This window comes from Halostella litorea (assembly GCF_004785955.1).
Classification (GTDB): domain Archaea; phylum Halobacteriota; class Halobacteria; order Halobacteriales; family Natronoarchaeaceae; genus Halostella; species Halostella litorea.
Genome location: NZ_ML214300.1, coordinates 985,977 through 1,011,556 on the forward strand (window position 1 = coordinate 985,977; position 25,580 = coordinate 1,011,556).

The following is a 25,580-nucleotide window of genomic DNA, read 5'->3' on the forward strand; positions in this document are numbered from 1 at the left end:
CTAACGCTCGAATGGGGCGGCCATGAACGTGGCGGAACCGTCACCGTTAGCCAGCGGGCGCCGTCACGTCCGCAGCGTCCAGACCTGCACGTCGTCGCCGTCCTCGAGGGGCGACCCGTCGAAGCCGCCCGCGACCGACCACTCCGCGAACGGCGAGCGGTGGACCAGCAGTTCCACCTCGCGCTTCGGGAGCAGTTTCAGGCGGCGCGACTCCGAAAACACCCGCTCGCCGTCCGCGTCGTACAGTTCGTCCTCGACGCGGATCTCCTGAGCCACCTCGTCCGAGATCCGGGTGCGCCGCCGGAACTCGTGCGGTTCGCCCCGGAACTCGACCGACTCGGATTGCCACTCGCCGTACTCCGCGCTGATCACGTCGAACCCCGGGACGAAGACGTCGAAGGCGAACTCGCCGCCGGAGGCGAGCGCGTCGTGGGCCCGCCGGAGGAGGGCCTCCTGCTCCGCTATCGTCCGGCAGAACTGGAGCGCGTTGAACGGGCAGTAGACGAGGCCGTACGCGCGGTCGGCCGCGAACGACGCCATGTCGGCCCGCCACACGTCGGGGTCGAGGCCGGCCTCGGTCGCCTTCCCCCGGAGGCGGTCGAGCGCGTCGGCGGAGGCGTCGAGGCCGTCCGCGTCGACGCCCGCCCGGAGCAGTTCCAGGTACACCCGCCCGGTGCCGCAGGCGAGTTCCAGCGCCGGCCCGTCGGCCGCCAGCGCCCGGTCGCGGTAGAACGCCGCGTCGCCGCGCTCGCCTACCAGTCGGTCGTAGAACGCGACCTGCTCGCCGCGGTAGCCGTGGTCGGGGTCGTCCATACGGGCGGATGCAGGACCGCCGAGAAAGCCGTTTCGGGGGCGTGCCACTCAGTACCACGCGCCGCTCTCAGCAGACCTGCCAGCCGCCGTCGACGTGGACCAGTTCGCCGGTCGTGTAGCCTGCCGCGTCGCTGGCGAGGAACAGCGTGGCCCCCGCCACGTCCGTGGGCCGCCCCGCGCGGCCCTGCGGGACGGGCTTGAGGAACTCGCCTTCCTCGGCCTCCTCGGTCCAGCCCTCGGAGATTTCGGTGGCGATCTGCCCGGGCGCGACGCCGTTGACGCGGATGCCCCGGTCGGCCAGTTCCAGCGCCGCGCCGCGGGTGATCATCCGGACCGCGCCCTTCGAGGTGTCGTAGGCGACCTGCCCGTGCTGGGCGAGGTTCGAACTGATCGACGCCGTGTTGACGATCGCGCCGGGGTCGTCGCGCTCCAGCATGTCCTCGGCGGCGGCCTGGCAGCCGACGAACACGCCGCGGACGTTCACGCCGAGCAGGCTGTCCAGCGTGTCGGGGTCGGTTTCGAGGATCGACCCGCCGCCGAAGATGCCCGCGTTGTTCACCATCACGTCCACGCCGCCGAACTCGCGGGCCGCCTCGACGACCGAGCGCATCTCGTCGGGGTCGGACACGTCGGTCTCGACGAACTCCGCGCGCCCGCCGGCGTCCTCGATGGCCTCGTGGGTCGGCAGGTCGGCGTCCACGTCCTTGGGCTCCTCGCGGAGGTCGGCGACGACCACCGTCGCGCCGGCCTCGCCGAACGCCGTCGCGATGGCGCGGCCGATGCCGGAACTGCCGCCGGTGACGATCACGGTCTCGTCCTCGAAGTCGAACGTCGCGTCTCCCATACCCCCGACGTACGGGAAACGCCGAGAAAACAGTAGCGGCTCGACCGGGGTCAGGCCTCGACGGCGAGGCCGGACACTTCGAGCGCCTCGTCGGCGCTCGCGTCGTCGTGGACGACGGCGGCGACGGCCGCCGCGATCGCACCGGGGTCGTCGTGCTGGAAGATGGAGCGACCCATCGAGACGCCCGCGCCGCCCGCGTCCATCACGCCGCGGACCATCGACAGCGTCTCGCGGTCGGTGCCCTTGCTCCCGCCCGCGATGACGACCGGGAGGCGCGTCGCCTCGACGACGCGCTCGAAGCTCGCCGCGTCGCCGCTGTACCCCGTCTTGACGACGTCCGCGCCCAGTTCCTCGGCCAGCCGGACCGCGTGCCCGAGCGACTCGGGGTCCGTCGAGTCGACGCCGGGGCCGCGGGCGTACGCCATCGCGAGGACGGGCATGCCGAGGCGGTCGGCCTCGGCGGTCACCTCGGCGAGCTGGGAGAGCTGGTCGGGCTCGTAGTCGCTGCCGACGTTGATGTGGAAGGAGACGGCGTCCGCGCCGGCCCGGACGGCCTCCTCGACGGTGCCGGTGAGGCGCTTGTCCTGCTCGTCGGGGCCGATCGTCGTCGAGCCGTTGAGGTGGACGACGTAGCCCTGCCCGTTCTTGTTGTCGTGGACGCGGGGGGCGATCCCCTTCTGCGTGAGGACGGCGTCCGCGCCGCCCCGGGTCACCGCGTCGATGGTCGATTCGATGTCGGCGAGCCCCTTCACGGCCCCCATCGTGAGGCCGTGGTCCATCGGGACGATGACGTATCGCCCCCCTGTGCCGATCCGTTCGAGTCGCGCCTCGGTACCGGTTGTCATAGTGTGTGAACCTGTGGCAAGTCGCGGTTATGTGCGTTCCGGTTCGGGCACGCGTTGCGCGTAGCCGGCCGCCGCGCCCTCTGCCAGTTCCCGGGCCTTCGCTTCGAGGTCGGCGGCCACCTCGTCGACGGGGCGGTTCGCCTCGTGGCCCTCGGCGACGATGTCGACCAGCGCCGACCCGACGATGATCCCGTCCGCGCCGCCGGCGACGATGCGCTCGGCGTGTTCGCCGGTCTTGATGCCGAAGCCGACCGCCTTGGGCACGTCCCACTCCGTCAGGCGGGCCAGCGCCTCGTCGGTCTGCCCGCTCACGTCGCCGCGGGCGCCGGTGACGCCCAGCCGCGCCTGCACGTACACGTAGCCCGACACCCGCTCCATGATCCGATCAAGTCGGTCGCCCTCCGTCGTCGGCGCGACGATGAACACCAGGTCGAGGCCGTGGTCGTCGCAGGCCTCGCGGAGCGGGTCGGCCTCCTCGGCCGGGAGGTCCGGCACGACGAACCCCTCGATGCCGGCCTCGGCGGCGCGCTCGACGAACGGGCGGGGACCCTCGCGCCGGTCGTCCCCGGCGGTGTACTGGTAGATCAGGTTGTAGTAGGTCATGCAGACGAGCGGGACGTCCACGTCGAGTTCCTCGACGAACTCGAAGTAGCGGTCCGGCGTCATCCCGGCATCCAGCGCGCGGGTCACCGCGCCCTGGATCGTCGGCCCCTCCGCGACGGGTTCCGAGAACGGGAGGCCGAGTTCGATCACGTCGGCGCCGCCGCGGGCCAGCGCCTCGACGTACGCCTTCGAGGACTCGTAGTCGGGGTCGCCGACGGCGAGGTACGGGATGAAGGCGGGGCCGTCCGCGAACGCCTCGTCGATGCGGCTCACAGGCCACCCCCCGCGAACGCGTCCATGTCGGGCGCGGCGTCGAGGTCGCGCTCGGCGCTCTCCTCGATGACGCTCTCCAAGTCCTTGTCGCCGCGGCCGGAGACGTTGATCACGGTCACGTCGCCCAGTTCGTCGGGGTGTTCGTGGGCGAACGCGAAGGCGTGGGCCGTCTCCAGCGCGGGGATGATCCCCTCCTCCTGGGAGAGCCGGTGGAACGCCTCCAGCGCGGCGTCGTCGTCGACGGTGGCCGGCGTCACGCGCCCCTCGTCGACGAGGTGGGCCAGTTCCGGCCCGACGCCGGCGTAGTCCAGCCCCGACGAGACGCTGTGGGACTCCATCACCTGCCCGTCGGAGTCCTGGAGGAGCTTCGTCCGCGCGCCGTGGAGCACGCCCTCGTCGCCGGTCGACAGCGACGCGGAGTTGGGCGCGACGCCCGCTTCCTCGTCCACGTCGAGCGAGCTACCGCCCGCCTCGACGGCGTACAGGTCGACGTCCGCGTCGCCGACGAACTCGTGGAACACGCCCATCGTGTTCGACCCGCCGCCCGCGCAGGCGACGACGCTGTCGGGCAGCCGGCCCGCCCGCTCGCGGACCTGCTCGCGGGCCTCCTCGCTTATCACCGACTGGAAGTCCCGGACCATCCGCGGGAACGGGTGCGGGCCGACGATGGAGCCGATGACGTAGTGGGTGTCCTCGACGTTCGTCGCCCAGTCGCGCATCGTCTCGTTGATGGCCTCCTTCAGCGTACCGCGGCCGGCCGTGACGGGGGTGACCTCGGTCCCGTTGAGTCGCATCCGGAACACGTTGGGCCGCTGGCGGTTGATGTCGCGCTCGCCCATGTACACCTCGCAGGGCATCCCGAGGTGGGCCGCGGCCATCGCCGTCGCGGTGCCGTGCTGGCCCGCGCCCGTCTCGGCGACGATGCGCTCCTTGCCCATGTACTTCGCCAGCAGCACCTGGCCCAAGGCGTTGTTCAGCTTGTGCGCGCCGCCGTGGACCAGGTCCTCGCGCTTGAGGTACACCTCGCTGTCGTAGCGCGCCGACAGCTGTTCGGCGCGCTGGAGCGGCGTCGGCCGCCCGCCGAAGTCCCGGAGCCGCCGCCGGAACTCGTCCATGAAGCCGTCCTCGTTGCCTCTGACGTACCGCTCGTAGGCGTCGGTCAGTTCCTCGACGGCCGGCATCAGCGCCTCCGGCACGTACTGTCCGCCGTACTCCCCGAACTTGCTCGTGCTCATCGTGTCCGTCCCGTCGCTCGTGTGGCTCGTTCGTTCATAGTATCAGTGGTCCGTCGGTCGCGTCAGTCGCTCCGCGTTCGCCCGGACGATGTCGGCCGGCGCCCGCTCGTCGTCCTCGCTCCGTACGCCGTCCATGACCGCCGAGCCGATCAGCAGGCCGTCCGCGCCCGCCGCCCGCATCCGCGCCGCGTCCGCCCGCGTCCCGATACCGCTCTCGGCGACCAGCGTCACGCCCTCGGGCGCGTCCGGGGCGACGCGCTCAAACGTCCCGAGGTCGACCTCCAGCGCGGCCAGGTCGCGGTTGTTCACGCCCACGACGTCGGCCCCGGCCTCGACTGCACGGGCCAGTTCCTCGCGGGTGTGGACCTCCACGAGCACCTGAAACCCCCGCTCGCGCGCGGCCGAGAGCAGGTCGGCCAGGTCGTCGCCGACGAACCGCGCGATCAGCAGGACCGCGTCGGCCGCGACGGCGTCCAGTTGCGACTCGCGCAGGACGAAGTCCTTCCGGAGCACCGGCACGTCGACGGCCTCGCGGACCGCCCGGAGGTACTCCGGCGACCCGCCGAAGTGGGCCGGTTCGGTCAGCACGGACAGCGCCGCCGCGCCGCCCTCGACCATCGTCGTCGCCAGTTCGACGGGGTCGGCCTCGGCGGTCCCGTCGGTCGTCGGACTCGTCGGCTTCACCTCCGCGATCACCGGCACGCGCCCGTCGGCCTCGGCGGCCGCCAGCGCGTTCGGCAGCGAGCGAGCGTCGACGCTCACCCGCGCTCGCCCGTCGTCGCCGCGCTCACGGGCGGCCTCCAGTATCGACCGCACCGCCGGCGCGACCTCGTCGGCGTTCATCATCGTACATTAACGGACGGATTTGTACATAAGACTTGCGGGCCGGAGCGGGAGTCGAAGCGGTCTCACCGGCAGAACTAAGTGGGAGTGTAAAGTAGACTTTACTGTAAAGGTGGCTTTACACCACTTTTCCCGCCCAACACCCATGACTGAAACAGCACTCTCGGCAAAGGAACGGGTCGCAAGCCGCCGGCACTACCGCCGGCTCATGTTCGGCAGCATCGCCGTCGCGGTCGTCCTCTCGCTTTCGCTTCGCTTCCTCGACTACCCGCTGATCGGCGAGGCCGTGTACTGGCTCGGCATCGTCGGCTTCGCCGCCGCGGCGTGGCTCTCCCCGGTGGAGCTGTTCGACGAGCGCGACAACGAGGTCGAACGCCGGGCGAGCCAGACGACGTTAGGGGTCATCGGCGTCGTCCTCGTCGTCGGCGCGTCGGCGTCCCGCACGCTCGCCGCGCTGGATATCTACACGATGCCGGCGGCCGTCTGGGGCGCGCTGTACGGCTACGTCCTCGTGTTCGTGGTGTTCGGCGTCGCCTACACCTGGGTGAGCCGCCGCTCATGAGAAACGACCTCCGCGAGCGGCGCGACCGCGCGGACATGAGCCAGGCCGACCTCGCCGCGGCGGTCGACGTGACCCGGCAGACGATCAACTCGATCGAGCGCGAGCGCTACGACCCCTCGCTCGAACTCGCGTTCAAGCTCGCCGACCACTTCGACTGCCGGATCGAGGACCTGTTCTTCCCGGAGTCGGCGGACTGACGCCCGCCGGTTTGGGCCGCCGGTCAGGGCCTGAACACGGGCCGGACGCAGCCGTCCTCCTTGTGCTTGAACAGGTCGTACCCCTCGGGCGACTCCGCCAGCGGGAGCTCGTGGGTCGCCAGGTAGGAGGGGTCCATCTCGCCCTCGGCGACGTGGTCGAGCAGTTGCGGCACGTACCGCTGGCCGTGCTGCTGGGCGGTCCGGACGGTGAGCCCCTTGTTCACCGCGACCCCGAGCGGGAACTTGTCCATCACGCCGTACACCCCCAGTACGGACAGCGTCCCCCCCTTGCGGCAGGCCCGCATCGCCTGCCGGAGCGCCTCGCCGCGGTCCGTGTGCAGACGCAACCGCTGTTTCGCGCGGTCGTAGGCGTGGGCCACGCCGGTGCCGTGGGCCTCCATCCCCACCGCGTCGATGCAGGCGTCGGGCCCGCGGCCGCCGGTCCGGCGCTTGAGTTCGTCGACGACGTCGACTTCGGTGTAATCTATCGTCTCCGCGCCGGCGTGCTCCTCGGCCATCGCCAGGCGCTCCGGGAGCCGGTCTATCGCGATCACCCGCTCGGCACCCATGAGCGCGGCGCTCTCCTGGGCCATCAGCCCGACGCCGCCACAGCCCCACACCGCGACCACGTCGCCGTCCTCTATGTCGCAGAAGTCCGCGCCCATGTAGCCCGTGGGCCACGCGTCCGAGGCGAACAGCGCCTGCTGGTCGTCGAGTTCGTCCGGGACGTGGAAGCAGTTGGTGTCGGCGTGGGGCACCCGCACGTACTCGGCATGGGACCCCGCGTAGCCGCCGAAGGCGTGCGTGTAGCCGTAGATGCCCGCCGTCGCGTCGCCGAGCACCGGTTCCTGGAGCGACGCGTTCGGGTTCGTGTTGTCACAGAGCGACCACAGGTCGTCCGCGCAGTACGCGCAGTTGCCACAGCCGACGAACGACGGGACGACCACGCGGTCGCCGACCGACACGTCCTCGACCTTGCGGCCGACTTCGGCGACCTCGCCCATGAACTCGTGGCCGATCACGTCGCCCTCCCGCATCGTCGGGAGGTAGCCGTTGAGGATGTGGAGGTCGGAGCCACAGGCCGACGATAGCGACACCCGCAGGACGACGTCCCGGGGGTTCACCACCTCGGGGTCGGGCACCTCCGTGACGCGGAGGTCGTCGACCCCCTCCCAGCAGAGCGCCCTCACAGCCGATCACCCCGGCCGCGGCCCGACGGGTTCCCGTCCAGCGTCGGCGTCTCGCCCGCCTCGGCGAGGCTCCGGCAGCGCCGCAGCGCCTCCCCGACCAGCACCTCGGGCACGACGCCGAACACCGACATCGCGGCGTCCCCGACCGACCCGCCCGGCGGGTCGAACCGGATCCGGAGCGTCACCTCCGTCCCCTGGTCCCCGGGAGCGTCCGCGAAGCGTACCGACCACTCGTTGGGCACGGTCGCGCCGGGTTCGGACTCCCAGCGCAGGGCCTCGCCGGGGCTGTCCTCCGTGATCCGCGCGTTCCACGCGACGGGCCGCCCGAGCGGCTCCGCCACCGTCCAGCGCTGGCGGTCCTCGCCGGCGGCCCTCACGTCCGCGAACCCCGCCAGCAACCGGTCGAGTTCGTCGGGGTCGCGCCACCGCTCGTACAGGTCGTCGGCCGACGCCCGGACCGTGACGGCCCGCTCTACCGTCTGCGCATCCGGCGGCGCGCCGGCCCGTTCGGTCGCCGAGCCCCGGCCGCGGACGCTCCGGTAGAGCAGCCAGCCGCCCGCGGCCGCGAGCGCCGCCCCGCCTGCCGAGCGCCGGCGGACGCCCGCCGCGACGAGCGCCCCGCCCACGACCGCGACGGCTAGCCGCGCGCCGGACAGCCCCTGTTTCCCAGTTTCGTTGCTTCCGGTTCCGACGGACTCGGCCCCATGTTCCGCCGTCATACTGTTCCCCCCGTTCCCGTGCGGGCGTCGGCTCCCCACCCCCCGCCCGGCGTCGTACGGTCGAACGCGTCCATGCGTATCCCCGTCCGAGGGACCACAGGGGCCGCATTGTATGTTGGGCCGCACGCGCCGACAGGTCCGGGAGCTGTGATCCCCGCCGGGGCGTGCGAACGTTGAAGTCCGCGACCGCCCACCGCCGAGGTATGGAAGACGCCGGCATCTACGCGCGGGAGTCGCCGTACCTCGACCGCCACGTCCAGGTCGGGGTCGCGAGCGGCCGGGTCGTGAGCGTCTCGTTCCCCGAGGACCCGGCCGACGACGCCGAGGGCGAGCACGAACTGCTGGACCGGATCTTCGCCTACCTGGAGGGCCAGGAGGACGACTTCGCGGACGTGCGGGTCGCGCTCACCGTCCCCACGGACCGGCGGTCGGTCCTCGAAACCGTCCGGGACCTCCCGTACGGCGAGGGCGTGACCGTGCAGGCGCTGGCCCGGATGACGCCCGGACTGGACGCCGAGGCGGACGAGGACCTGCGGCTCGTCCGGTCCGCGCTGGCGGACAACCCCGCGCCGCTGCTCATCCCCGACCACCGCGTCGGCGACGGCCCGAGCGCCGCGCCGCCCGCCGTCGAACAGCGCCTGCGGTCGCTGGAGGGGCTGTAGCTACCGCGCCTCAATCCGCGGCCGGACGAACACCTCGTAGACGTACAGCGAGAACGCGGCCAGCAACAGCAAACTCACCGCGCCGTCGCCGACCGCCGGGTCGGCGGCGACAAGCAGGTACGCCTGCACGAGTCCGGCAGCGACGAAGAGGCCGCCCGCCACCCGCATCCGCCCCGCGCCGGGGTTCCGGACGCGCAGCAGGACGCCGAAGCCGACCATCACCAGCGAGAAGGTCGCGTCGGTCAGCAGCGTCGCGGTCGCGTCGTTCGTGGCGAGGGCATAGCCCGCGGCGACGAGGTAGACGACGGCGGCGGCGACGGTCAGGCCGCGCACGTCGACGTCGTCCAGCGACACCATGCCGGGTGCAACTCGCAGCCGCGACAAGTGTCTTTCCATGGGCCGGCTACCCGCCCAACCGCTCCGCGACGGGCCCCTCGCGGACGACGAACTCCAGGGCGTTGACGAGGTAGTGGGCGACGACGACGGCGAGGAAGCTCCCGGTGACGACGAACGCCGCCGCGAGCACGAACCCCAGCGCGCCCGTGACGGCGACGCCGCCCGGCCCCTGCATTCCATGACCCAGGGCGAACGCCGCCGTCGAGACGACCGCCATCGCCCACGGCGAGACGGCGAAGCCGGTCGACACCGCGCCGACCAGCGCCGCGCGAAAGAGCAGTTCCTCGAAGACCGCGATCACCGGCAGGACGGTCCCGAGCAGGACCACCCACCCCGTCGCGCTCTCCGGCGCGAGCAGCGCCCGGAGTTCGTCGTTCGGCTCGACGCCCGCCCGGCGCAACGCGGCGGCGGCCGCCTCGTTGCCGGCGTACAGCGCGACGCCGAGGCCGACCCCGACCGCAAGCGCCGGCCAGCCCGTGCTCGCCGGCGTCGGCTCGATCCCCAGCGCCGCCGCCGGGACGCCCGTGTACAGCGCCGCGCCGACGAGCACCGCGCCGAACAGCCCCTGCGAGAGCGCCACGTTCGCGAGCAGTACGCCCGACGTCATCCCGGACCGTTCGTCCGGTCGAAGCGTCTCGTGGGACGGCGACCCCGGCGGAAACGGGTTGTGGGGCCCGCCCACGACTTCGGCGTCCCCGTCCCGGGGGTCGGCGACGCCGCCGTCGACGGCCTCCGCGTCGGGCGACGTGGGATCGCCTCGGACCTCATCGGACCGTGAGCGCGGCCGCTCGGCGGTCATCGAAGTCTGTGTCGCACGCGAGAGCAGCAGAAGTAAGGAGACGACGACGAAGGCGACGCCCGTAAACGTCGCCCAGTCGGCCACGCGTTACTGCGGGCTGGGGCTACCGCGGCCGACCTGCCGTTCGAGGGCGGAGCCGGTGATGCTCTTGATGCGGTCGACCAGCCCGTCCTTCTCGGTCTCGCCGGCCAGCGCCACCTCCAGCACCTCGCTGATGTGGGTGACCGGGACGATCTCGACCTGTTCCTCGTACTCCTCCTCGATCATCACGTCCTGCTCGTTGGCGGCCGGGATGATCACCGTGTCGAGGCCGGCCTTCGCGGCGGCCTCGATCTTGTGGGTGACGCCGCCGACCGGGAGCACGTCGCCCCGGACCGACAGCGACCCGGTCATCGCCAGGTCCTGCCGGACCGGCGCGTCCTCCAGCGCGGAGACGACGGCCGTCGCGACCGTGATGGAGGCGGAGTCGCCGTCGACGCCCCCCTCGCCCGCCTGAACGAACTGGATGTGGACGTCCTTCTCCGAGATGTCCTCGTCGGAGAACTTCTTGATGATCGCGGAGACGTTCTGGACGGCCTCCTCGGCCATCTCCTGCAACTGGCCGGTGGCGATCACCTGGCCGGGCCCCTGGGAGGGGGTCACCTCGGCCATCACGGGGAGGACGATGCCGCTGTCCTCGCCCATGACCGCCAGGCCGTTGACGCGGCCGACCACGTCGCCCTTGTTGACGGTGAGCTCGTAGTCCTTCCGGCGCTCGATGTAGTCGTCCGCGAGCTGCTGTTCGATGGAGCGGCTGCGGCGCTTGGCCTGCAGCACGTGGTCGCGGGTGGTGAACTCGGCGTCCTCGGCGCGGGCGATGTCGCCCGCGACGCGGACCAGCCCGCCCAGGTCGCGCAGCTTCAGCGTCAGGTGCTCCTTGCGGCCCGCGCGGCGCTTGGCTTCGAGGATGACCTCCTCGATGGCCTCGGGCGTGTAGTGGGGCAGGCGGCCGTCCTTCTCGACCTCCTGGGCGATGAACCGCGCGTACTTGCGGCGCATCTCCGGGGTGTCCTCGATGGTGTCGTCCATGTACACCTCGTACCCGTACCCCTTGATGCGCGAGCGGAGCGCGGGGTGCATGTTCTCCATCGCGTCTAAGTTCCCCGCCGCGATCATGATGAAGTCACAGGGGACGGGCTCGGTCTGGACCATCGCGCCCGAGGAGCGCTCGGACTGGCCCGTGATCGCGAACTCGCCCTCCTGGATCGCGGTCATCAGCTTCTGCTGGCTGCGGATGTCGAGGGTGTTTATCTCGTCGACGAACAGGACGCCCTTGTTCGCCTTGTGGATCGCGCCGGGCTCGACGCGGTCGTGGCTGGGCGTCTCCATGCCGCCGGACTGGAACGGGTCGTGGCGGACGTCGCCCAGCAGCGCGCCGGCGTGGGCACCCGTCGCGTCCTCGAACGGCGCGGTGCTCTCGTCGGCGGCGTTGACGATGAGGTTCGGGATCATCGCGTCGCTGCCGCGGTTGGAGTAGCGGAAGGCGAGATACACGACGCCGGCCGCGAGGATGCCAAGCAGGATGCTCGCGGGCGACAGCAGCGTGTAGCCAAGCACGATGGCGATGATGATCCACATCAAAAACGAGCGCATCCGGTTTTTCTTCCGGGCCTCGTCCTTGTGGGCCTCGACTATCTGCTCGCCTTTCCCGGCCGGCACCGTCCGGACCTTCGGCTCGTTGCCGTCGTCCGGGTTGTGGTAGACGAGCACGTCCTGGAGGTCCTCCTTCGGGAGGAGCTCGCTCATCGCCTTCGCCAGCATCGACTTCCCCGTCCCCGGGGTGCCGATCATCATCACGTGGCGGCGCTGCTTGGCGGCCTTCTTGACGATGTCCCGTGCGTCGTCCTGCCCGATGACCTGGTCGACGAGCTTGTCCGGCACGTCGATGTCCTCGGTCGACTCTATCTGGAGCCCCCCGAGCAGGTTGTCCTCCTCGGAGTCGTCGACGATCTCCGCGTCGACCTCGCTCCCGAGGTCAGCCAGCGGGTCCTCCTCGGCCTCCGCGTCCGACGCCTCGGCGCGGGGGCGCTCGTCGGGGTTCGGAGCGTCGTCCGGCTCCCGGGTCTCGTCCGGGCCCCGAGCGACGCCCTCCTCTTCGTCGGCGGGGACGTCGGCCCCCTCGCCGGGGTCGTGTTCCGCCGACTCGGGGGAGACGTCGTCCGTGTCCGTATCGTTGCTCATAGAATGCTTTGCTGGCTGATCCGAAGGCTGGGGAACTGATATACTTTCTCCCTGCTTTCCCGATCTCCCATACGCCTAGAAACACCAGTACAGTAACTGTAGCCCCCGATCTCCCCGAACCCCCGGACTCGCCACCCTTATAAACAGACAGGTCCCAGGTACGAACGATGCAACGGGGCTTCTACATCGGCAGGTTCCAGCCCTTCCACAACGGCCACCGCAACATGGTACAGGCTATCGCCGAGGACGTCGACGAACTCGTCCTCGGCATCGGGAGCGCCGGGGACTCCCACAGCAAGCACGACCCCTTCACCGCGGGCGAGCGGATCATGATGGTGACGAAGGCGCTGGTCGACGTCGACCTCGTGACCTACGCCGTCCCCATCGAGGACCTGGACCGCAACTCCGTGTGGGTGAGCCACGTCCAGAGCATGAGCCCCGACTTCGACGTCGCCTACTCGAACAACCCCCTCGTGATCCAGCTGTTCAACGAGGCCGGCGTGGAGGTGCGCCAGTCGCCGATGTTCAACCGCGACGTCCTGGAGGGGACGGAGGTCCGCGAGCGCATGATCAAGGGCACCAACTGGCAGCCGCTGGTGCCGGACCCCGTCGTCGAGGTCATCCAAGAGATCGGCGGGATCGAGCGCATCCAGCGGGTCAGCGAGAGCGACAGCAACGGCGAGTGATGATCACGCTCGCCACCGACTTCGGCTCGCCGTACCCCGCGGCGATGAAGGGCGTGATCCTGAACGAGAGCGACGCCCGCCTGGTCGACGTCGCCCACGACTTGCCGCGGCAGGACGTGCGCGCGGCGGCGTTCTGGCTCCGCGAGGTGCTCCCGTGGTTCCCGCCGGCCGTCCACCTCGCCGTCGTCGACCCCGGCGTCGGCACGGACCGCGCCGCCGTCGTCGCCCGCGCCGGCGGCCACGCGCTCGTCGGGCCGGACAACGGCGTGCTGGTGCCGGCGGCACGGAAACTCGCCGGCGGCGGCGCCGTCGAGTGGTTCGCCATCGACGAGGACGCGGCCGAGGTGCCACGCCCCGCGGCGGGCGAAGCGGCGGAGCCGCGACGCAGGAGCAACACGTTCCACGGCCGCGACGTGTTCGCCCCGGCCGCCGCCGCGGTCCACGAGGCCGGCGTCGCCGACCTCGGCTCGCTGGACCGGCTGACGCCCGTCGACGGGGTCAAGGACCTGACCTTCCCCGACCCGACCGTCGAGGACGACGCCGTCGTCGGCGAGGTGCTCGTCGTCGACGGCTTCGGCAACGCCATCACGAACGTCCCCGGGGACGTGGTGGCCGCGCTGGACGCCGTGACCGTGAACGGCCAGTCGGTCCCCGTCGGCGAGACGTTCGCCGCGGTGCCGGAGGGGCAGTGGCTCGTCACCGTCGGCAGCCACGGCAACGTCGAACTCGACGTGAATCGCGGGCGCGGCGACGAGGCGTTCGGCGTGGAGCCGGGGGACGCGGTGCGGCTGGAACTCTAGCGCACGCACCGTCGCAGTATTCTGTCTCGGCCGTTAACATTTTCATCGGCCAACATTAGGTATCGAACATCTATGGGATCCGAACAGCCGCCGCCGGGAGACGCCGGTAGCGAGGGGACGCTGCCGGTACGTCGGCGGACGGTGCTCAAGTCCGCTGCGGGGTCGCTGGGCGTCGGGGTCGTCGGGGGCGCGGGGACCGCCGCCGGACGGGACGCGGCGACGCTCTCGGAGGGGTTCGAGGACTACGCGGTCGGCGACTACCCGAACGGGTGGAAGAAGAACGGAAACACCGACCAACAGGTCGTCGACGCGCCGACAGCCAGCGGCAGCAGGGCGCTGCGGCTGACAGGCAGTTCGGGCAGCTGCTGGGAGGCGATCGCGAACGCGCCGATAGAGCTGCCGGAGTCCGGCTCCGCGACGCTGCGGCTCTCGGTGTACCCGACGACGAACGGCGAGGTCGGCTGCCACGACAACCGCGGGGACGTCGGCCTCGGGACGAGCGCCGAGTCGTGGGACGACGGCGACGGCTGGCGGCTGGTCCAGTTCGGCCTCGACGGCCGGCTGGTCGGCCCCGGCGGCACCGACCTCGGGCCGTACGAGACCGGACAGTGGCAGACCCTGGAGTTCACCTACGACCGGACGGACACGGGGGTCAGCCTCAGCTTCGCCGTCGACGGCGAGGAGCGCGGGTCGGCGACCCGGCCGGTCACCGACTTCGAGAACGACATCTCGTGGCTCACGCTGTCCAGCGGCGAGTTCACGGTGTACTGGGACGACGTGGTGCTGACGACCGGCGACGGCGGCGGGCCGTCGGCGGCGTTCACCTTCTCGCCCTCGGAGCCGGTGACGGACGAGACGGTGCAGTTCGACGCCGGCGGCTCCGAGGACCCCGACGGCAGCATCGCGAGCTACGAGTGGGACTTCACCGGGGACGGCTCGTTCGACGTTACGGGGCGGACCGTCGACCACCGGTTCACCGACGACGTCGACTACGACGTGACGCTCCGGGTGACCGACGACGCCGGGAACCAGGACACGACGACCCGGACGGTCCCGGTCAGCGGGGCCAACAGCCAGCCGGACGCCGCGTTCACCTACTCGCCGTCGGACCCCGCCGTGGGCGACAAGGTGACGTTCGACGCCGGCCCGTCCGCCGACCCCGACGGGACGGTTCAGGCGTACAACTGGGACCTCAACGGGAGCGGCACCGCGGACGTGCGCGGCGAGGTCGTCCGCCACACGTACGAGTCGGCCGGGGAGTACACGGTGACGCTCGCAGTCGAGGACGACGACGGGAGCCACGACACAGCCCAGCGGACGGTCCCGGTCGGCGAGGGCAACGCCGGCCCCACCGCCGACTTCACCGTCTCGCCGTCGGACCCGGCGGTCGGCGAGCGAGTGACCCTCGACGGCAGCCCCGCGAGCGATCCCGACGGCAGCATCGCCAGCTACGAGTGGGACGTCGACGGCGACGGCAGCTACGAGACGGGGGGTCAGGCGGTCGGCGTGACGTACGACTCGGCGGGGACGTACGACGTGACGCTGCGGGTCACGGACGACGACGGCGCGACCGACACCGCGACCGGGACCGTCGGCGTCGCGACGGCGAACGAGCCGCCGTCCGCGGCGTTCGACTACGCCCCGGCCGACCCGGCGGTCGACGAGCGGGTCACCCTCGACGCGTCCGGGTCGACGGACCCGGACGGGACGGTCGCGACCTACGAGTGGGACCTCGACGGCGACGGCAGCTACGAGGCGACCGGCCGAACCGTCGACCACGCGTTCGGCGAGGCGGGCGACCACGCGGTCACGCTCCGGGTGGCCGACGACGCCGGCGCGACGGACGACGTGACCCGGACCGTGTCCGTCGCCGAGCTACAGGGGCCGGAGCCGGACATCTCGGTCTCGACCGCCGAGCCGGCGCTCGGCGAGGAGGTCACGTTCGACGCGTCCGGCTCCACCGACCCCGACGGAACGGTCGCGACCTACGAGTGGGACCTCGACGGCGACGGGGAGTACGAGAGCCGCGGCCAGCGAGTGGCCCACCGGTTCGAGACGGCCGAGTCGACGGAGGTGTCCCTGCGGATCACGGACGACGACGGGCTGAAGGGCGTCGCCCGGCGGGAGGTAAACGTCGGCGCGACGTTCCGCAGCCGGCGCTCGGAGAAGCTCGACCTCGCGGAGTCGATCGACGACGACTCGGTCCTCTCCACGCTCGACCCGCTGACGGAGGTTGCCGGCGACCGGGAGCTCGCGGCGTACACGATCGGCGAACTGGAGACGGCGGCCGCCACCGGGGAGATCAGCCCGGGCGCGGGCAACGAGGCCGTCCGCCGGCTGCGTATCGGCGAGGAGGCGACCCACGGCGTGCTGGAGGCGATAGGTCCCGGCAACGACACCACCGGGCTGCGGTTCGCCCGGCGGCTCGCGGAGTCGGTGTGTAGCGCGGGGATCAAGCTCCTGCTGTTCAAGATCGCCATCGGCGAGAAGCTCGCGTCGATGGCGTCCGGAGTGCTGGCGAGCGGCCTGCTGTACACGGCCGGGGAGACGATCGCCGACGGGGTCGACTACCTGTTTACGAACATGCTCCCGGCCGACGACGGCCGGACCGAAGCACGCACGGAGGCGAAATCGGAGTGCCGGAACCTCTGGGGCGACATCGCCGCGGGGGCGGCGGCGACGGCCGACCTCATCGCCGAGGCGATAGAGAGCCTCGCGGACGTCGTCGAGGGGATCGTCCGCGCCACCGTCGAGTTCTCCCGCGTCGCCCCGCTGTCGATGTCGTCGCCGCCGGAGTCGCTCGGGGACATCGCGTTCGGAACCAGCATCTGGAAGGAACAGATCCAGTTACACAGCGGGTTCCAGCCCGACAGCGTGGCGGGCGGGCTCCCGGGGAGCACGGCCGCGGTCGAACGGGCCCGCGACGACGCCGTCGCCACCGTCAAACGGAACTTCGAGAGCATCGCGTCGGACCTCGACACGCTGAAGCAGGACCTCGGCGACTTCAACGTCGTCGACTCGGTCGCCGACATCGGCGAAGCGGACTCCTGGGCCGACTACGGCCTCCAGGCCCTGCAGGCGCTCGTCTCGCTGCTGTCGAGCATCTTCAGCCTGCTCGTGGAGAGCTTCGCGGTCGGCGCGACCGGCACCGCGATCCTGATCGCACGCAAGATACACGCGGAGGTCGTCGACAGCGCGCTCGCCGGCGAACACCGCGTCGACGGCTGGACGCCGGGGTAACAGATGACGGACATCCCACACCACCACGACCGACTCGCCGAGGCGATCCGAACCGGAGACATCGAGACGGCGCTCGACGCCCAGCGGGCGATCACCGAGGCCAGCCCGCCGCTTCCGGAACTGCTCGACGAGTTCCGGACGGCGGTTGAGCGCGGCGACGACGCGCAGGCCGAGACGCTCCTGAGACGGATCGAGGGCCGGATACAGGAGCGCAGACCGGAGGAGCGGTCGTCCGTCGAACAGGCGGCGCTGACCCGCGAGGAGGACGACCCGGACCGGGAGACGCTGGCGGCGTTGCAGGCACACATCGAGAACGCGACCGAGACGAGCCTCGACAGGGCCGGCTTCCTCGGGGCCGCGACGACGTATCTGGAGGACCGGTCGGCCGATACCGGCGACGTCACCGACGCGGCCGACACGCTCCAGGGCAAGGAGCGGGATCTACAGTCGTCGGCCGAGAGCGTCGCCGAGACGCTCGAATCGACGACGCTCCCCGCCAGCGTCGAGGTCGTCGCGATCGACGGGGCCGCGACCGAGCGGGCCGTCGACGAGGAGTTCGCCGTCGCGGCCACCGTCGAGAACGTCGGCGACCGCCGCGCCGGGGACGTGACGGTGACCGTCGAGGCCGAGGACGGGTTGGTCGCCAGCCCGGACCGGCGTGGGCCGGTCCCGGTCGAACCCGGCCAGCGCCGCGACGTCGAGTTCACGGTGCTTGCGACGAGGCCCGGGGAGTACTCCCTCGACTTCCGGGTCGACTCCGAGAGCGGCGGCGTCTCCAGCGGCGAGACCACGGTGGTCGTGCGCGAGGAAGCCGGGGAGCCGGCCACGCCGGTCGAGGCCATCGCCGGGCCGGAGGGCGAGGTGACGTTCGACGGCGTCGTCACCGCGATCAGCCTCTACAACCAGGACGAACCGGTCCCCGAGACCGACGGGATGACCCTCGACTTCGCCGACGTGGTCGGCGTCATCGCCGCGTACAACCGGCGGGGGTCATGAGACGGGCGTTCGCCGTCGTGGCCGTCGCCCTGCTGCTCGCGGTCCCGGCCGCCGCCGCGACCGTGCCGATCGCCCTCTCGGTGTCCGACCCGGGCGAGACGACCCCGGGAGGCACCGTCGAGGTCACGGTCGCCGTGACGAACGACGGGGACCGGCCGTCGGACGCGATGGGCGTCCGGGTCGAAGGGGTCCCCGACTCGCTGACCGTCGCCGAGATCCGGTCGCCGAACGGCTCCGTCGCCGCGAACCGCAACTCCGTCTTCTGGACCGACCCGGTGCCGGCCGGCGGGACGGTGACGGCGACGTACGTTGTCGCGGTCGACGAGGCGGCCCCGACCGACGCCTACGAGTTCACCGTCCGGGCCGCGAGCGGGGACACCGAGACTCGCCGGAGCGTCACGGTGGACGTGGTGCCCCCGAACCGGGCCCCGGAGGCGTCGGTCGACGCGCCCACCGAGGCGACCGTCGGGGAGGCGGTGACGCTTGACGGTTCCGGGTCGTCGGACCCTGACGGGACGATCGAACGCTACGAGTGGGACCTCGACGGCGACGGCAGCTACGAGGCGACCGGCGCGACGGTCGAACACGCCTTCGAGGAGCCCGGGGAGCGGGCGGTCGAACTGCAGGTCACCGACGACGACGGGGCGAAGGCGATGCAGGTGCGCGACGTCCAGGTGCGCGCGGCGACGACCGACGGTAGCGGCGACGACGACGGCGACGGGAACACGACTGCGGCGGCGGCCGCCGCCCACGACGGGTCGCCGTTCGACCTGGAGAACGCGCCGCTCCTCCTGGGGGCCGCGGGCGCGGCGCTGCTCGTCCTGTTCGCCGGCTGGTACCTCGTCGGCGGCGACGACGGCGACGACGCGGCTCCCGCCGACGGCTCCGACCCGGGCGCGGCGAGCGGGCCGTCGCGGAGCGGGGATCCCGGACCGACAGACGAGGACGCGCCGCCGGACGACCGGTCCGCGTCGCGGGAACGCGCCGGTCGCGAGCGGCGGGCGGCGAACGGTAGGCAGGCCGCGGGTGGAACTGGGCGGGTGGCCCGTGGGGAGCCGGACCGGCACGTCGGCGGCGGAGCCACCGCCGCGGAATCGCGGCCGAACGACGACCCCGCACCGCCGAGCGGCGGCGACGCCGACCCGCCGAGCGCTGCCGCTCCCGACAGCGGACCGGAATCCGGGGCCGGCACCGAGCCCGAGGGGACCATCGAGTCCCCGGCGTACTGCCCACACTGCGGGGCGGCGCTCGCGGAGTACGACCTGCCGACCCTGGAGTTCTGTCCGGACTGCGGATCGGAACTGGACGACAGGTGAGCGGCCGGCGACCCGTTACGCGCGCTTCTCGACGCGCCGGACCCCCTCCAGGAGGGAGCGCCGTTCGAAGTACGCGAGTTCGGCCACGACGACCAGCGTCGCGACGGCCACCACCGTCACGAACGCGCCGCGCCGGTCGACGTAGAGGTGACAGCAACAGCGGGAAAAACAGCGCGGTCCCGGCGACGCCGACGGAGGTAAAAGTCGCGGACGGGCGGAGGCGGTTACCGCGTCACTCCGCGGAGATGACGTCGTCGATGCGGGCGATCATCGTCGCGGCCTCGGTGGCCGACTGGATGGCCTCGCGCTTGACGGCCACGGGGTCGACGATGCCGTGCTCGACGGGGTCGCCGACCTCGCCGGACTGGCCGTCGGTGATGAGGCCCGCGCGGCCCTCGGCGTCGTAGGCGGCCCGGAGGTCGACGAGGGCGTCGATCGGGTCCATGCCCGCGTTCTCGGCCAGCGTGCGCGGGAGCACGTCGAGCGCGTCGGCGAACGCCTCGACGGCGAGTTGCTCGCGGCCCTCCGTGCCGGTCGCGGCGTCGCGGACCGCGTCGGCGGCCGCGATCTCGCTGGCCCCCGCGCCGGGGACGACCTGCCCCGTCTCGGCGGCGGCGATGACGACGTCGAGCGCGTCGTTGACGGCCCGTTCCAGTTCGTCGGCGACGTGTTCGGTGCCGCCGCGGACGAACAGCGTGACGGATTCGGCGGCCGCGCCGCCCTCGACGAACGCCAGTTCGTCGTCGCCGAACGCCTCGGTGCGGACGCGGTCCGCGCTGCCGAAGTCGTCGTCCGCCAGGTCGTCGAGCGCGCCGACGCGGGCCGCGCCCGTCGCCCGGGCGATCCCCTTCGCGTCGTCGTCGTCGACGCCGGAGAAGGCGAGGATCCCGCGCTTCGAGAGGTAGGAGGCGACCCGGTCGTCGAGGTCGCCGGTCGTGAAGGCGACGTCGACGCCCGCGTCGTCGAGCGTCTCGGCGTACTCGCGGAGCTCGCGCTCCTCGGACTCCATGGCGGTGGTCAGCTGGTCGACGGAGTCGACGGAGTACTCGGCGTCGACGTCGCCCGTGTTGACCTCCAGGTCCACGTCGAGGACGGCGATCGTCGCGTCCTCGACCGCGCGGGGCATCCCGTCGTTGGCCGGGTCCTCGTCGAGGACGATCCCCTCGACGAGTTCGGTCGCCGTCGAACTCGCGCCGACGCGCGTGTGGACGGTGACCGCGTCGCGGTCGACGCCGTCGTCCGTCCGGGCGTGGGCCACGGCGTCGACGACCGTCCGGGCCAGCGCCTCGGCGGCGACGCCGCCGGTGCCCTTGCCGGTCATGCTGGACTCGGCGACCTGGGCGAGCAGGTCGTCGTCAACGTCCGCGTCGACGGCCTGGTCCTGGACGGCGTCGACGGCCACCTCGGCGGCGGCGTGGTACCCCTCGACGATCGTCGTCGGGTGGACGTCGTCCTCCAGCAGGCTCTCGGCCTTGGCGAGGAGCTGGCCCGCGAGCACGGCGGCGGTCGTGGTGCCGTCGCCGACCTCCTCCTCCTGGGACTCGGCGACCTCGACTATCATCTCGGCGGCGGGGTGTTCGATGTCCATCTCCTGGAGGATCGTCGCGCCGTCGTTCGTGATGACGACGTCGCCGGAGTCGGAGACGAGCATCTTGTCCATCCCGCGGGGGCCGAGCGTCGTCCGGACGGCCTCGTTGACCGCCTTCCCGGCCGAGATGTTGGACTGCTGGGCGTCCTTCCCGTGTGTTCGCTGGCTGTCCTCCGAGAGTACGAACATCGGCTGTCCGCCCATGCGCTGCTGTGGGTTCGAGTCTGCCATGGTGAATCCTCGCCTACGAATCGTTTGCGGTTCTATATAAATATTGGTGGTCCCGGGCGGGCGAACCGCAAGCAATCGTCGGGGCGGGCGTGACGACGGCCGCGGGCGCCCCGCCCCGGAGGAACCGATATCCAGAAATACCGCGACCGGGAACGTCCACGAAATGCTGGAGCTGGAACACCGGTTCCGCGTGGTCGACGTGCACGCGCGGCTGAACCCGGACGACGTCTCGGCCGTCCGCGGCCGGGCCATCTCGCCGGACAAGCTGGAGCGCGAGATGCACCAGGCCGGCGTCGTCCGCTCGGTCGTGTTCCCGGGCTCCGGCGACGGCCGGAGCTACCTGCAGTCGAACAACGCCGTCGCCCGGCTCTCCGTCGAGCGCCCGTTCGTCGCCTTCGCCCGCATCAACGGCCCGCGGACGCCCGGCGAGTCCGCCGGCGCGCGGCTCCGTAACCTGACGGCGTCCCGCGACGACAGCCACACCTCCCCGGAGGACGTGGAGCAGTACGCCTACGACGACCGCTTCTACGGCTTCAAGATAAACCCCGCCACGGACGGCCTGCCCGACGAGGGGGTGCTCGACGAACTCGACGACGTCGGGCTGCCGGTGCTGGTCCACGGCGGCGCGTCCTGTCCGCCGGACGTCGTCGCCGACGCCCTGCTGGACCGCTCGTTCCCCGTGGTCCTCGCGCACTTCGGCGGCCACCCGCTCGACCGCGGACTGATGGACGATGCGATCGACCTGCTTGGCGAGTTCGACGACTACTACCTCGACACGAGCTTCGTCCGCTACCGCGAACAACTGGAGCGCGCCCTGCTCGAACACCCCGACCGGGTCATGTTCGGCAGCGGCGCGCCGTCGGCCCACCCGAACGTCGGCGTCATGGAGCTACTCACGCTGGACGTCTCCGAGGACAAGATGCGCCGGGCGTTCTCGAAGAACGCCGCGCGCGTGATAGACGCACTCGCGCCGGAGGGCGAGCGATAGGATGGTCTGGGAGTTCGTCGTCGGGTTCCTGTTTCTCGTCGCCGCGTCGTACATCGGGACCACGATGGCGCTTCGGGGCTTTTTCGGTCGGGAGTACGCTGACCCGCGGACCGCCGAGGCCGACACGTCCGGTGACGGCGGGACGGGCGGCGAGTCGGACGACGCGGCCGAGGACTGACGCGGAGGGCATCACCGGGTGGACCTGCCGCTTGAGCCGTCGCTGTGACGGCCGCAGCGTCGATCGGAGAAGCGTCCCTACAGTTCCTCGGTGCTCCCTTCGGGTTCGCGCTCGCGGAAGATCTGCCCCTCGAACAGGTTCACCATCACGTCGTCGTCCTGCCAGGCGTTCGGGGGGAGGCCGGCCTTGCGGCAGACGCGCGCGAGGTACTCGGCCTCGGACCAGTCGTTCTCGACCGGGACGGTCGGGTAGAGCCAGCCGCTCTTGCCGCCGGCGTCGACGGCGACGCCGTGTGTGCCGAGTTCCATGTCCGCGACGGGGTCGTCCGTGAGGACGACGTTACAGACGGCACAGACCGAGACAGTGAGGTTCGACAGCTCGGCGGGCGTCACCTCGGAGCCACAGGAGTCGTCGCTGGCCGCGCGGATCGCCGAGTCGACGATGACGTGGCCGAGTTGGTCGTTGCCCTGATACCCGCCGGAGCAGCCCCGGAGACTCCCCCGCCCTCGCGTCGATTCGAGACGGACGAACGCGCCGGTACGGGCGTAGAACGCGTCGCGCATGCTTCCCGGCTGCTCGCGTTGACCGTTTCGAACGTACGACTCGACGGCTTCCCGCGCCAGTTCCACCGCTCGCGCGCCGTCTTCGTACGAGAGATCGACGCTCTGTACCTGAGACATACACCTTCCAAAGGGGTAGACGGCCTTCAACCCTTCCCTTCGAACGGTCGAAACTGGATTCGTTCCCGGGGAAGCGGCTCCGAAACGTTGGTATTCGGCCTCGGACTGGTACGTACCTCGCAAGCACCGCGCCGGCGGCCGAAAGGCGACGTTACCCGGCGTAAGACGGTCTTACCGGCGCGGCATGTGGCGATCCGACCGAACGACTTAACCGCGCGAACGGAGTACGATCGGCCGGTAGAGAGAGCCTGACTGCCGCGGCGCGCGGCCCGGCGACGGGCCGCGCGTGCCACGCGGGGCGGTCCCCCCGGGACGCCCCGCGACCGCGAGGAAAGTCCCCCCACCGCCGGGCGGGCGACCGGGCGCAAGTCCGGAGCGGGAGACCGCTGGCTCTGGAACAGAAACGACACGTCTCCGTCCGACCGATGAGGCGCGCGAACCCGACCGCGAGGGAGGGGAGCTGACCCGCCGAGGGACGCGCGGTCACTCCGTGACCACGCCGACGACGGAGGAGCGGTGGAACGGCGAAACCTCGCCGGTGCAAGTCCGCGCGACAGGTAGCCCGGCGAACCCTTCGGGGTGGCGCGGACGCTCAGCCGAATGTCGGGCCGAACAGAAGGGGGCTTACTCCTCTCTGCCAGCTACACGCGTCCAGCGGCTGCGCCGGCCGCCGCGAGGCCGAACGAACGACCCCCTTGACGTCGTACGTCGGACGTGTCGACCGCTCGCTCCGTGGCGGGGCTCGTCCGGGAACGGAACCTCACCTTCCTCGCGGCGAGCATCGCCTACTACGCGTTCGTCTCGCTGATCCCGCTCATGCTGCTCGCGCTCGTCGTCGCCTCGGCCGTCGGCGGGCAGGCCTTCGCCGACCGCGTCGTCTCGCTGGCCGGCCAGTACCTGTCCGGGTCCGGGCAGCAGGTCGTGACCGAGGCGCTGACCAACGCCGAGGGCCGGGTCGGCGCGTCGGTCGTGAGCCTCGTCGCGCTGACCTGGAGCGGCCTGAAGCTGTTCCGGGGACTCGACATCGCGTTCGACGAGGTGTACGGCGACGAGCAGCAGCCGGGGCTGGCCGAACAGGTCCGCGACGCGCTCGTCGTCGTCGTCGCCGTCGGCGCGGCCGCGACGCTGGTGGTCGCCGTCGCGCTGGCGCTCAGGGTGATCGACCTCCGGATCCCGTACGTCAACGTGCTGGGGACGCTCGCGCTGGTCGCCGTCCTCGCGCTGGCCTTCCTGCCGCTGTACTACGTGCTCCCGCCGGACGAGGTGACGGTCCGGGAGGTGCTGCCGGGGACGGTGGTCGCCGCCGTCGGCTGGGTGCTCCTCCAGCTCGGGTTCCGCCTGTACGCCGCCAACGCCGGGACGTACGAGGCCTACGGCTACATCGGCGGCGTGTTGCTGTTCGTCACGTGGCTGTACTTCGCGAGCATCGTCGTCCTGCTCGGCGCGGCGGTAAACGCCGTCAGACAGCCCGGACGGCCCGGCTGACCCGCGGCCGGCGGCTCACTCGAACCCGACCGCCTCGACGTCCGCCCGGGCGCGGGCCGCCGCCTCGTCGATGTCGAACTCGCGGACGATCTCGCCGTCGCGGACGAGCGGCTCCAGCAGCGGTTCGGCGTCGGCGGGCGCGTCCGCCGCCGCCAGGCCGACGTGGTGGCGGCCGTCGGGCGTGCGGTACACCTGCTTCGTCCCGGAGAGCTTCCCGCGCTTGGCGACCGGCTCGCCGTCGACGGCCACGATGTCCAGCCCGAAGTCGAACGGGTCGGCGTCGGTCACGTAGCCGCCGATCCCGAAGCCGTCGGCCACGTCGCGGAGGTTCCGCAGGGACTCGGGCGTCAGCCCGCCCGACAGGAAGATCCCCACGTCCTCGTGGCCGCGGGCGTCCAGCTCCCAGCGCACCTCCCGGACGATGTGCCGGAAGTCGCCGCGCCGCGAGCCGGTGGTGTCGAGGCGGACGCTGTCCAGGGCGTCGCCGAGCGTCTCGGCCGCGCGGATCGTCTCGTCCTTCTCGTCGGTGAACGTGTCACAGAGCGCGACGCGGGGCACGTCCTCGCCGACGGCCTCGTCGAACGCCGCCCACGCGGCCTCCTGATTGCCCCGGCCGAAGCAGATCATCAGCGCGTGGGGCATCGTGCCGCCGGCCTCCCGGCCCAGCACCTCCCCGGCGGCGACGTGGGAGAACCCGTCGAGCCCGGCGACCAGGCCGGCGCGCTCGACGACCGGCGTGATCGCCGGGTGGACGTGGCGCGCGCCGAAGGAGAGCACGAGCGACTCGGGGGCCGCCTTGCGCGCCCGGAGCGCGTTCGTGGTGAAGGCGCTGGCCCCCGAGAGGAAGCCAAGCAGCGACGTCTCGAAGCGGGCGAACTCCAGGTACGGCCCCTCGATACGGAGGACCGGCCCGCCGTCGAACAGCCGCCCCTCGCGGAGCGCGTCCACGTCGACGTCGCGACCCTCGAACAGCTGTGCGGCGTCCTCGACGCCCGCGAACGCCTGGAACTCGCCGGTCGGGAACTGGTCGCAGGTCACCTCCGCCACGACGCGGGGGTTCCTGCCGGCGTGTTCGAGCGTCCGCTCGGTGCGCTCGAAGTAGGCGTCCGTCGCGGTCCCGTCGAGGATCGCGTCGGCCGACACCGTGTCGAAGGGGTTCGTCATACCGGCACGTTCCCGGCGCTCGCGAAA

25 protein-coding genes and 1 other RNA gene are annotated in these 25,580 nt (G+C 71.6%); 12 read left to right on the forward strand and 14 right to left on the reverse strand.

Annotation, left to right across the window (positions count from 1 at the left end; genetic code table 11):
- Positions 1–63: 63 nt before the first annotated feature.
- From EYW40_RS05140 to trpC, 6 genes are all read right to left on the reverse strand, one after another.
- Complete coding sequence (locus EYW40_RS05140) at positions 64–813, reverse strand: class I SAM-dependent methyltransferase (protein ID WP_135820521.1); 750 nt, start codon at positions 811–813, stop codon at positions 64–66.
- 67 nt (positions 814–880) lie between these two features.
- Positions 881–1,657 carry an SDR family NAD(P)-dependent oxidoreductase gene (locus EYW40_RS05145; protein WP_135820522.1) on the reverse strand — a complete coding sequence of 259 codons (777 nt, stop codon included), beginning with the start codon at positions 1,655–1,657 and terminating at the stop codon, positions 881–883.
- A gap of 50 nt (positions 1,658–1,707) precedes the next feature.
- Complete coding sequence (locus tag EYW40_RS05150; protein ID WP_135820523.1) at positions 1,708–2,502, reverse strand: 2-amino-3,7-dideoxy-D-threo-hept-6-ulosonate synthase; 795 nt, start codon at positions 2,500–2,502, stop codon at positions 1,708–1,710.
- A 27-nt stretch (positions 2,503–2,529) separates the two neighbouring features.
- On the reverse strand, positions 2,530–3,378 hold the full coding sequence (gene trpA, locus EYW40_RS05155; protein ID WP_135820524.1) for a tryptophan synthase subunit alpha: 849 nt from the start codon (positions 3,376–3,378) through the stop codon (positions 2,530–2,532).
- On the reverse strand, positions 3,375–4,613 hold the full coding sequence (trpB, locus tag EYW40_RS05160; RefSeq protein WP_135820525.1) for a tryptophan synthase subunit beta: 1,239 nt from the start codon (positions 4,611–4,613) through the stop codon (positions 3,375–3,377). The genes trpA and trpB overlap by 4 nt, the downstream gene beginning before the upstream one ends.
- A 42-nt stretch (positions 4,614–4,655) precedes the next feature.
- Positions 4,656–5,456, reverse strand: coding sequence for an indole-3-glycerol phosphate synthase (gene trpC, locus EYW40_RS05165; protein ID WP_237560565.1), 801 nt, complete (start codon positions 5,454–5,456; stop codon positions 4,656–4,658).
- 145 nt (positions 5,457–5,601) lie between these two features.
- Here trpC and EYW40_RS05170 point away from each other — a divergent pair, with 145 nt between their 5' ends.
- Entirely contained in the window at positions 5,602–6,018 is a 417-nt protein-coding gene (locus EYW40_RS05170; protein WP_135820527.1) for a DUF2178 domain-containing protein, read from the forward strand.
- Entirely contained in the window at positions 6,015–6,215 is a 201-nt protein-coding gene (locus tag EYW40_RS05175; RefSeq protein WP_135820528.1) for a helix-turn-helix transcriptional regulator, read from the forward strand. Before EYW40_RS05170 ends, EYW40_RS05175 begins: the two co-directional genes overlap by 4 nt.
- 23 nt (positions 6,216–6,238) lie before the next feature.
- Here EYW40_RS05175 and EYW40_RS05180 read toward each other — a convergent pair whose 3' ends face one another.
- Together EYW40_RS05180 and EYW40_RS05185 are read right to left on the reverse strand one after the other, a co-directional pair.
- A complete protein-coding gene (locus tag EYW40_RS05180; protein ID WP_135820529.1) occupies positions 6,239–7,405 on the reverse strand; it encodes a zinc-dependent alcohol dehydrogenase in 1,167 nt (388 codons plus the stop codon).
- Entirely contained in the window at positions 7,402–8,124 is a 723-nt protein-coding gene (locus EYW40_RS05185) for an SRPBCC family protein (protein WP_135820530.1), read from the reverse strand. The genes EYW40_RS05180 and EYW40_RS05185 overlap by 4 nt, the downstream gene beginning before the upstream one ends.
- 203 nt (positions 8,125–8,327) lie before the next feature.
- Between EYW40_RS05185 and EYW40_RS05190 the strand changes: the two genes are divergently transcribed.
- Complete coding sequence (locus tag EYW40_RS05190; protein WP_135820531.1) at positions 8,328–8,786, forward strand: MGMT family protein; 459 nt, start codon at positions 8,328–8,330, stop codon at positions 8,784–8,786.
- Here the strand turns inward: EYW40_RS05190 and EYW40_RS05195 are convergent, their stop codons facing one another.
- From EYW40_RS05195 to lonB, 3 genes are read right to left on the reverse strand one after another with little or no spacing between them, the layout of a single operon-like run.
- A complete protein-coding gene (locus tag EYW40_RS05195) occupies positions 8,787–9,143 on the reverse strand; it encodes a hypothetical protein (protein ID WP_135820532.1) in 357 nt (118 codons plus the stop codon). It abuts the gene before it with no gap.
- 46 nt (positions 9,144–9,189) lie between these two features.
- A complete protein-coding gene (locus EYW40_RS05200; RefSeq protein WP_135820533.1) occupies positions 9,190–10,065 on the reverse strand; it encodes a CPBP family intramembrane glutamic endopeptidase in 876 nt (291 codons plus the stop codon).
- A 3-nt stretch (positions 10,066–10,068) separates the two neighbouring features.
- Positions 10,069–12,201 (reverse strand): ATP-dependent protease LonB, encoded by a 2,133-nt coding sequence (gene lonB, locus EYW40_RS05205; protein ID WP_135820534.1) that lies wholly within the window; start codon positions 12,199–12,201, stop codon positions 10,069–10,071.
- A 167-nt stretch (positions 12,202–12,368) separates the two neighbouring features.
- On the opposite strand from lonB, the gene EYW40_RS05210 reads away from it, so the two are divergent.
- From EYW40_RS05210 to EYW40_RS05230, 5 genes are all read left to right on the forward strand, one after another.
- Complete coding sequence (locus tag EYW40_RS05210) at positions 12,369–12,887, forward strand: nicotinamide-nucleotide adenylyltransferase (protein WP_135820535.1); 519 nt, start codon at positions 12,369–12,371, stop codon at positions 12,885–12,887.
- Positions 12,887–13,687 (forward strand): SAM hydrolase/SAM-dependent halogenase family protein, encoded by an 801-nt coding sequence (locus EYW40_RS05215; RefSeq protein ID WP_135820536.1) that lies wholly within the window; start codon positions 12,887–12,889, stop codon positions 13,685–13,687. The genes EYW40_RS05210 and EYW40_RS05215 overlap by 1 nt, the downstream gene beginning before the upstream one ends.
- Positions 13,688–13,759: 72 nt before the next feature.
- Positions 13,760–16,927: a PKD domain-containing protein gene (locus tag EYW40_RS05220; RefSeq protein WP_135820537.1), complete on the forward strand. Its 3,168-nt coding sequence runs from the start codon at positions 13,760–13,762 to the stop codon at positions 16,925–16,927.
- 3 nt (positions 16,928–16,930) lie between these two features.
- Positions 16,931–17,923, forward strand: a complete 993-nt coding sequence (locus EYW40_RS05225) for a CARDB domain-containing protein (protein WP_135820538.1) — start codon at positions 16,931–16,933, stop codon at positions 17,921–17,923.
- Positions 17,920–19,239, forward strand: coding sequence for a PKD domain-containing protein (locus EYW40_RS05230; RefSeq protein WP_135820539.1), 1,320 nt, complete (start codon positions 17,920–17,922; stop codon positions 19,237–19,239). The genes EYW40_RS05225 and EYW40_RS05230 overlap by 4 nt, the downstream gene beginning before the upstream one ends.
- A 232-nt stretch (positions 19,240–19,471) precedes the next feature.
- On the opposite strand, the gene thsA is transcribed toward EYW40_RS05230, so the two are convergent.
- Complete coding sequence (thsA, locus tag EYW40_RS05235; protein ID WP_135820635.1) at positions 19,472–21,016, reverse strand: thermosome subunit alpha; 1,545 nt, start codon at positions 21,014–21,016, stop codon at positions 19,472–19,474.
- A gap of 205 nt (positions 21,017–21,221) precedes the next feature.
- On the opposite strand from thsA, the gene EYW40_RS05240 reads away from it, so the two are divergent.
- Together EYW40_RS05240 and EYW40_RS19860 are read left to right on the forward strand one after the other, a co-directional pair.
- Positions 21,222–22,046, forward strand: coding sequence for an amidohydrolase family protein (locus EYW40_RS05240; protein ID WP_135820540.1), 825 nt, complete (start codon positions 21,222–21,224; stop codon positions 22,044–22,046).
- 1 nt (position 22,047) lies between these two features.
- Positions 22,048–22,224: a hypothetical protein gene (locus EYW40_RS19860; protein WP_202614456.1), complete on the forward strand. Its 177-nt coding sequence runs from the start codon at positions 22,048–22,050 to the stop codon at positions 22,222–22,224.
- A gap of 77 nt (positions 22,225–22,301) precedes the next feature.
- Here the strand turns inward: EYW40_RS19860 and EYW40_RS05245 are convergent, their stop codons facing one another.
- Positions 22,302–22,904, reverse strand: a complete 603-nt coding sequence (locus EYW40_RS05245) for a TIGR00296 family protein (RefSeq protein ID WP_135820541.1) — start codon at positions 22,902–22,904, stop codon at positions 22,302–22,304.
- Positions 22,905–23,213: 309 nt separating this feature from the next.
- Here EYW40_RS05245 and rnpB point away from each other — a divergent pair.
- Positions 23,214–23,536, forward strand: an RNA gene (rnpB, locus tag EYW40_RS05250) — RNase P RNA component.
- A gap of 82 nt (positions 23,537–23,618) precedes the next feature.
- Positions 23,619–24,389: a YihY/virulence factor BrkB family protein gene (locus tag EYW40_RS05255; RefSeq protein ID WP_135820542.1), complete on the forward strand. Its 771-nt coding sequence runs from the start codon at positions 23,619–23,621 to the stop codon at positions 24,387–24,389.
- 15 nt (positions 24,390–24,404) lie between these two features.
- Here the strand turns inward: EYW40_RS05255 and EYW40_RS05260 are convergent, their stop codons facing one another.
- On the reverse strand, positions 24,405–25,553 hold the full coding sequence (locus EYW40_RS05260) for a nicotinate phosphoribosyltransferase (RefSeq protein WP_135820543.1): 1,149 nt from the start codon (positions 25,551–25,553) through the stop codon (positions 24,405–24,407).
- Positions 25,554–25,580: the final 27 nt, after the last annotated feature.

Excerpts from the sequence above, each read along its gene's own strand:
- EYW40_RS05140 (WP_135820521.1), bottom strand. The coding sequence starts at position 813 with ATGGACGACCCCGACCACGGCTACCGCGGCGAGCAGGTCGCGTTCTAC.
- EYW40_RS05145 (WP_135820522.1), bottom strand. The coding sequence starts at position 1,657 with ATGGGAGACGCGACGTTCGACTTCGAGGACGAGACCGTGATCGTCACC.
- EYW40_RS05150 (WP_135820523.1), bottom strand. The coding sequence starts at position 2,502 with ATGACAACCGGTACCGAGGCGCGACTCGAACGGATCGGCACAGGGGGG.
- trpB (WP_135820525.1), bottom strand. The coding sequence starts at position 4,613 with ATGAGCACGAGCAAGTTCGGGGAGTACGGCGGACAGTACGTGCCGGAG.
- trpC (WP_237560565.1), bottom strand. The coding sequence starts at position 5,456 with ATGAACGCCGACGAGGTCGCGCCGGCGGTGCGGTCGATACTGGAGGCC.
- EYW40_RS05170 (WP_135820527.1), top strand. The coding sequence starts at position 5,602 with ATGACTGAAACAGCACTCTCGGCAAAGGAACGGGTCGCAAGCCGCCGG.
- EYW40_RS05175 (WP_135820528.1), top strand. The coding sequence starts at position 6,015 with ATGAGAAACGACCTCCGCGAGCGGCGCGACCGCGCGGACATGAGCCAG.
- EYW40_RS05185 (WP_135820530.1), bottom strand. The coding sequence starts at position 8,124 with ATGACGGCGGAACATGGGGCCGAGTCCGTCGGAACCGGAAGCAACGAA.
- EYW40_RS05190 (WP_135820531.1), top strand. The coding sequence starts at position 8,328 with ATGGAAGACGCCGGCATCTACGCGCGGGAGTCGCCGTACCTCGACCGC.
- EYW40_RS05195 (WP_135820532.1), bottom strand. The coding sequence starts at position 9,143 with ATGGTGTCGCTGGACGACGTCGACGTGCGCGGCCTGACCGTCGCCGCC.
- lonB (WP_135820534.1), bottom strand. The coding sequence starts at position 12,201 with ATGAGCAACGATACGGACACGGACGACGTCTCCCCCGAGTCGGCGGAA.
- EYW40_RS05210 (WP_135820535.1), top strand. The coding sequence starts at position 12,369 with ATGCAACGGGGCTTCTACATCGGCAGGTTCCAGCCCTTCCACAACGGC.
- EYW40_RS05215 (WP_135820536.1), top strand. The coding sequence starts at position 12,887 with ATGATCACGCTCGCCACCGACTTCGGCTCGCCGTACCCCGCGGCGATG.
- EYW40_RS05220 (WP_135820537.1), top strand. The coding sequence starts at position 13,760 with ATGGGATCCGAACAGCCGCCGCCGGGAGACGCCGGTAGCGAGGGGACG.
- EYW40_RS05225 (WP_135820538.1), top strand. The coding sequence starts at position 16,931 with ATGACGGACATCCCACACCACCACGACCGACTCGCCGAGGCGATCCGA.
- EYW40_RS05230 (WP_135820539.1), top strand. The coding sequence starts at position 17,920 with ATGAGACGGGCGTTCGCCGTCGTGGCCGTCGCCCTGCTGCTCGCGGTC.
- thsA (WP_135820635.1), bottom strand. The coding sequence starts at position 21,016 with ATGTTCGTACTCTCGGAGGACAGCCAGCGAACACACGGGAAGGACGCC.
- EYW40_RS05240 (WP_135820540.1), top strand. The coding sequence starts at position 21,222 with ATGCTGGAGCTGGAACACCGGTTCCGCGTGGTCGACGTGCACGCGCGG.
- EYW40_RS19860 (WP_202614456.1), top strand. The coding sequence starts at position 22,048 with ATGGTCTGGGAGTTCGTCGTCGGGTTCCTGTTTCTCGTCGCCGCGTCG.
- EYW40_RS05245 (WP_135820541.1), bottom strand. The coding sequence starts at position 22,904 with ATGTCTCAGGTACAGAGCGTCGATCTCTCGTACGAAGACGGCGCGCGA.
- EYW40_RS05260 (WP_135820543.1), bottom strand. The coding sequence starts at position 25,553 with ATGACGAACCCCTTCGACACGGTGTCGGCCGACGCGATCCTCGACGGG.